This is a genomic window from uncultured Amnibacterium sp., from assembly GCF_964245895.1.
Lineage (GTDB): Bacteria > Actinomycetota > Actinomycetes > Actinomycetales > Microbacteriaceae > Amnibacterium.
Map to the genome: position 1 here is coordinate 1 of NZ_CAXTOQ010000194.1, position 5,709 is coordinate 5,709.

A 5,709-nucleotide genomic window follows, 5' to 3' on the forward strand; every position below is an offset into this window, starting at 1 on the left:
TTCGGCACGGTGGTGTTCGCGATGTTCGCCGGCTTCTACTTCTGGTGGCCGAAGTGGACCGGCAAGATGCTCGACGAGAGGCTGGGGAAGATCCACTTCTGGCTGCTGTTCATCGGCTTCCACACCACGTTCCTGATCCAGCACTGGCTGGGCGTGCTCGGGTTCCCCCGGCGCTACGCCACCTACCAGCCCGGCGACGGCTACACGGTGATGAACCAGATCTCCACCGCGGGGGCGTTCATCCTGGCGCTGTCGATGCTGCCGTTCCTCTACAACGTGTGGATCACCGCGCGCCGCGGGGTGAAGGTGACCGTCAACGACCCGTGGGGCTACTCCCGGTCGCTGGAGTGGGCGACCAGCTGCCCGCCGCCCCGGCACAACTTCTCGTCGATCCCGCGCATCCGGTCCGAGTCGCCGGCGTTCGACCTGAACCACCCGGAGGCCGGCATCCCGATCGGCATCGGCCCCGCGAAGGACGCACCCGACGCCCCCACCTACGACGCGGCCCGGGACGAGGTGCGCTGACATGCGCGTCAACATCAACCTGCTGAACGTCCTCGCGGGCTTCTTCATCATCGCGGACGTCGCGTACTCGGTCTGGGCGATGATCGAGTACGGCCGCCTCGAGTGGGTGGGCACGATCGGCATCGGCCTGGTGGCCGTCATGTCGATCTTCATCGGCTTCTACCTGAACCGGTCCTTCCACGCGCAGGGCGGTGCGCTGCCCGAGGACCGGCTGGACGCCAGCATCGACGACGGCGACCCCGAGCTGGGGCACTTCAGCCCCTGGAGCTGGTGGCCGCTGACCCTCTCGATCGCGGCGACGCTCACGTTCCTCGGCCTCGCCGCGGGCGTCTGGATCGCCTACATCGGCGGCGCCGTCTTCATCATCGCCATCGTCGGCTGGGTCTACGAGTACTACCGCGGCTACTTCGCGCACTGAGCAGTGACGAGGAGGGGTCCGGAGCGTCTCGCTCCGGGCCCCTCCTCCGTGCATCAGCAGCGCGGCGGCGCGGGATCCAAGCGGTCGAGGAACGGCACCTGGCCGGCCACGAGGAGCGTCCTCGCCTCGTCGACCGGCACCCACCGCAGCCGATCGATCTCCGGCACCTCGACGGTGCGGCCGCGGACGGTCAGCGGGAAGGTGCCCGGCCGGAAGGCCGCGACGTCCACCTCCGCCTCCGCGGTGAAGAGCCGCACGACCTTGCCCGATCGCTGACGGCTCGCGCCGAGGTCCCGGTAGGGAGGCGGGGGAGGGGCGATGCCCGTCTCCTCCGCGAACTCCCGCAGCGCGGCGTCCAAGGCGTCCTCGCCGGGCTCGAGACCGCCCTTCGGCACCGACCAGGCACCGGTCTCCTTGCGCGCCCAGAACGGCCCGCCCATGTGCCCGAGCAGCACCTCCGTGCCGGTCGACGGTCGCTGGACGAGCAGGAGGCCGGCACTCGTCCGAGTGCCGGCCTCCTGCTGCGGTGGAGCGTCAGTGATGGCGCGCGACCTCGAGCTCGGTCGAGGTGACGGGCTCGATGCGGTCCTCGAAGAACCAGCGGCTGACGACGGCCCTGGCCTTCTCGGTCACCGGGATGCGACCGGCCGCGTTCGGCCGGATCATCAGCGGCTCGTAGTCGGTGAAGCTCACCAGCTTCCAGCGCTCGAACTCGTCCACCGGCTCGTGGACCTCGATGTACTCGCCGCCGGGCAGGCGGACGATGCGGCCGGACTCGTAGCCGTGCAGGACGATCTGCCGGTCCTTCTTCTGCAGCGCCAGGCAGATGCGCTTCGTGACGAAGAACGCGATCACGGGGCCGAGGAGCAGGGTGAACTGCAGGATCGTGATCACGCTCTCGATGGAGAGCATGAAGTGCGTCGCGATCAGGTCGGAGCTCGCCGCCGCCCAGAGGACCGCGTAGAACGTGACGCCCGCGGCGCCCACAGCCGTGCGGCCCGGCATGTTGCGGGGCCGGTCGGCGATGTGGTGCTCGCGCTTGTCGCCGGTGACCCACGCCTCGAGGAACGGGTACGCCATCACCGTGACGATGAAGAGCCCGAGGACCACGACCGGGATCAGGATGTTCAGCGAGTAGGTCGTGTTGAACAGCACGAACTCCAGCGGGATCCCGCCCGGGCCGCCGAGCCACCCGGGCATCAGGCGCAGCGCGCCGTCCGCGAAGCCGATGTACCAGTCCGGCTGCGTGCCGGCGGACACCGGGGAGGGGTCGTACGGTCCGTACACCCAGATCGGGTTGATGGTGAAGAAGGCCCCCATCAGCATCACGACGCCGAAGACGATGAAGAAGAAGCCGCCGGCCTTCGCCGCGTAGACGGGGAGGATCGGGTAGCCGATCACGTTGTCGTTCGTGCGGCCGGGGCCCGCGTACTGCGTGTGCTTGTGGGTGACCACGAACACCAGGTGCAACGCGATGAAGGCGAGCACCAGCGCGGGCAGCAGCAGGATGTGCAGCGTGTAGAGCCTGCCGACGATGGCGGTGCCGGGGAACTCGCCGCCGAACAGGAACCAGCCGATCCAGCTGCCGACGAACGGGATGCCTTCCACCATGCCGGCGATGATCCGCAGGCCGTTGCCGGAGAGCAGGTCGTCGGGCAGCGAGTAGCCGGTGAAGCCCTCGGCCATCGCGAGGATGAACAGCACGAAGCCGATGGTCCAGTTGAGTTCGCGCGGCTTGCGGAACGCACCGGTGAAGAAGATGCGCAGCATGTGCAGCCCGATGGCGGCGACGAACAGCAGCGCCGCCCAGTGGTGCACCTGCCGGATGAGCAGCCCGCCGCGGATCTCGAAGGAGATGTGCAGCGCCGACTGCATCGCCGCCGACATCTCCAGGCCCTTGAGCGGGCCGTACGAGCCGTCGTAGGTGACCTCGGCCATCGACGCCTGGAAGAAGAACGTCAGGAACGTGCCGGTCAGCAGGATGATGACGAAGCTGTAGAGCGCGACCTCGCCGAGCATGAACGACCAGTGGTCGGGGAAGATCTTCCGGCCGAACTCGCGGACGACGTAGCTGATGCCGGTCCGCTCGTCGACGTACCGCGACGCCCAGCCGGTGACGCCGCCGGAGCGGCGGTCCTCCGCCGGTGCCGTCGGGTCGTAGTCGTAGGTCGTGTCAGGCGTTGTAGTCACCGCGTCGCTCCCAGAAGCTCGGTCCTACTGGTTCGTGGAAGTCGCTGCGAGCGACCAGGTACCCCTCGCTGTCCACCGTGATGGGCAGCTGGGGGAGCGGGCGGACGGCCGGTCCGAAGATGACGGCCGCCTCCCGCGTGATATCGAACTGCGACTGGTGGCAGGGGCAGAGCAGGTGATGGGTCTGCTGCTCGTACAGCGCCACCGGGCAGCCGACGTGGGTGCAGATCTTGGAGTACGCGACGATCCCGTCGTAGTTCCAGGTCGTCTTCTCCGGAGACACCGTCAGCGCGCCGGGCTCGAGCCGCATGAGCAGCACGGCCGCCTTGGCCTTCTGCTCGAGCAGGTCCTCCGCGTCGGTCAGCCCCTCGGGGATGACGTGGAAGACGGAGCCGATGGTGACGTCGGAAGCGAGGATCGGGTCGCCCGTCGGGTCCTTCGTCAGCCGCGTGCCCTCCTTCCACATGGTGTGGCTGAAGGCCTCAGCAGGGGTGCCCGCCGCCGGCCCGAGGTCGCGGAACAGGAAGATGGCCGGGAACGGCAGGGCCGCGATGGACGCGATCATGCCGTTGCGAATCAGCACGCGCCGGTTGAAGCCGGACTCCTTGTCCGCGATGCGGAAGATCTCGACCGCGCGCGCCTGCACCGGCGGGGTGCCGTGCACCGGGTGGCGCACGTCGATGCCCTCGTGGTCGACCATCAGGACCTTCGCCCAGTGGACGGCGGCGATGCCGATCGCGAGCAGCGCGAAGGCGAGCCCGAGGCCGATGAACACGTTGTTCAGCCGCACCGAGCCGAGGTCGTCCGGCTTGATCGGGAAGGCGAAGTACGCCGTCATCGCGAAGATCGAGCCGATGATCGAGATGTAGAAGAGCAGGACCACGATCCGCTCGGCGTGCTTGGCCGCCTTCGGATCGAGGTCGGTCACCCGCTGGCGGTGCGGCGGCAGCCCGGGGTTGCGCAGCGCGTCGCTGCGCTCGACCGCGGAGCCGGGGTCGCGGGTCTCGCCGTGCGTGTCGGCGGGGACCAGGTCGGTGGATTCGTCGTTCGCCATGTCCGCGGTTCCTAGTTCGCCTTCGCGGTCAGCCAGACGGTGAACGCCACGACCGCGCCGAGCCCGAAGATCCAGAGGAACAGGCCCTCGGCCACGGGACCGAGGCTGCCGAGCTCGAAGCCGCCGACGCCGGCCGCCTTGTTCTGGGTCTTGAGCGCCGTGATGATGTCCTGCTTCTCCTGCGGGGTGATGTTGTCGTCGTTGAACACCGGCATGTTCTGCGGGCCTGTGAGCATCGCCTCGTAGATGTGCGCGGGCGTCGTGTCCATCAGGTTCGGCGCGTACTTGCCCTCGGTCAGCGCGCCGCCGGCGCCGGCCACGTTGTGGCACATCGCGCAGTTGATGCGGAAGAGCTCCGCGCCCTTCGTCGCGTCACCCGTCAGCGTCAGTGCGCTCGAGGCCGGGATGCCGGGACCGGGGGAGATGGACGCGACGTACGCGGCCATCTCCAGGGTCTGCTTGTCGCCGAACACGCGCGGCTTGACCTCCGCCTGCGGGGCGTCCTGCGCGAGCGGCATGCGGCCGGTGCCGACCTGGAAGTCCACTGCAGCGGCGCCGACGCCGATGAGCGACGGGCCGGTCGCGGTGCCGGCGAGGTCGAGCCCGTGGCAGGTGGCGCAGTTCGAGGCGAACAGCTTCTTGCCCTCGGAGATCGTCTGCGCGCTCGTCAGGTCCACGTCCGCCTGCGCGGGCGCGGCCGCCGTCATCAGGGCGTAGGCGCCGCCGGTGATCAGCAGCCCGGTGAAGACCAGGGCGACGCTCGCGAGGGGGGACCTGCGACCCTGCTTCCGGCGTTTCACGTCGTCGTTCTTCATCGCGGCCCTCCTCAGTTCGCTTGCAGCACGTAGATGACCAGGAACAGCCCGATCCAGACGACGTCGACGAAGTGCCAGTAGTAGGACACGACGATCGCGGTCGTCGCCTCCTTGTGGCCGAAGGTCTTCACCGCGTAGGCGCGGCCGATCGTGAGCAGGAACGCGATGAGGCCGCCCGTCACGTGCAGGCCGTGGAAGCCGGTGGTCAGGAAGAAGGCGGACCCGTAGGCGGAGGAGCTGAGCGAGATGCCCTCGCCGACGAGGGTCGCGTACTCCCAGACCTGGCCGGCGACGAAGATGGCGCCGAGTGCGTAGGTGAGGAAGAACCACTCGGTCATGCCCCACTCGGACGGCTTCCAGCCGGTCGCCCGGGACTGGAGGCGCTCCGCGGCGAAGACGCCGAACTGGCAGGTGAACGAGCTGGACACGAGGATGAGGGTGTTCACCGCGGCGTACGGCACGTTGAGGTGCTCGACCGATTCGGTCCACAGCCCCGGCTGCGTCGTCTTCAGGGTGAAGTAGATCGCGAAGAGTCCCGCGAAGAACATCACCTCGCTGCCCAGCCACACGATGGTGCCCACCGCGACGGGGTTCGGTCGGTTCACCGCCGGGGTGTTGGCCGTCTGAAGCACGGAGGCGCTGCTCACGCTTTCATTATGGCTGGTCGAGCACCCTCCCAGCCGGGATTTCGATGAGTTGTCGAAGAG

The 5,709-nt window shown here is 68.5% G+C and carries 7 protein-coding genes; 2 read left to right on the forward strand and 5 right to left on the reverse strand.

All coding sequences use genetic code 11. The features are described 5' to 3' along the window. The coding region (locus ACFE60_RS17235) for a cbb3-type cytochrome c oxidase subunit I (protein WP_375390089.1) at nucleotides 1-525 on the forward strand (525 nt) is incomplete at its 5' end. Between the two features lies 1 nt (nucleotide 526). Continuing rightward, nucleotides 527-943 carry a cytochrome c oxidase subunit 4 gene (locus ACFE60_RS17240; RefSeq protein WP_375390090.1) on the forward strand — a complete coding sequence of 139 codons (417 nt, stop codon included), beginning with the start codon at nucleotides 527-529 and terminating at the stop codon, nucleotides 941-943. A 53-nt stretch (nucleotides 944-996) separates the two neighbouring features. Here the strand turns inward: ACFE60_RS17240 and ACFE60_RS17245 are convergent, their stop codons facing one another. The 5 genes from ACFE60_RS17245 to ACFE60_RS17265 are packed head-to-tail and all read right to left on the reverse strand — an operon-like array spanning nucleotide 997 to nucleotide 5,649. Then, entirely contained in the window at nucleotides 997-1,485 is a 489-nt protein-coding gene (locus tag ACFE60_RS17245; RefSeq protein ID WP_375390095.1) for an NUDIX domain-containing protein, read from the reverse strand. Then, nucleotides 1,478-3,133: a cytochrome bc complex cytochrome b subunit gene (locus ACFE60_RS17250; RefSeq protein WP_375390091.1), complete on the reverse strand. Its 1,656-nt coding sequence runs from the start codon at nucleotides 3,131-3,133 to the stop codon at nucleotides 1,478-1,480. The genes ACFE60_RS17245 and ACFE60_RS17250 overlap by 8 nt, the downstream gene beginning before the upstream one ends. Beyond that, complete coding sequence (locus tag ACFE60_RS17255) at nucleotides 3,117-4,187, reverse strand: Rieske 2Fe-2S domain-containing protein (RefSeq protein ID WP_375390092.1); 1,071 nt, start codon at nucleotides 4,185-4,187, stop codon at nucleotides 3,117-3,119. The genes ACFE60_RS17250 and ACFE60_RS17255 overlap by 17 nt, the downstream gene beginning before the upstream one ends. A gap of 11 nt (nucleotides 4,188-4,198) precedes the next feature. Further along, nucleotides 4,199-5,002 (reverse strand): c-type cytochrome, encoded by an 804-nt coding sequence (locus ACFE60_RS17260; protein ID WP_375390093.1) that lies wholly within the window; start codon nucleotides 5,000-5,002, stop codon nucleotides 4,199-4,201. Nucleotides 5,003-5,013: 11 nt separating this feature from the next. Next, nucleotides 5,014-5,649 (reverse strand): heme-copper oxidase subunit III, encoded by a 636-nt coding sequence (locus ACFE60_RS17265; protein WP_375390094.1) that lies wholly within the window; start codon nucleotides 5,647-5,649, stop codon nucleotides 5,014-5,016. Nucleotides 5,650-5,709: the final 60 nt, after the last annotated feature.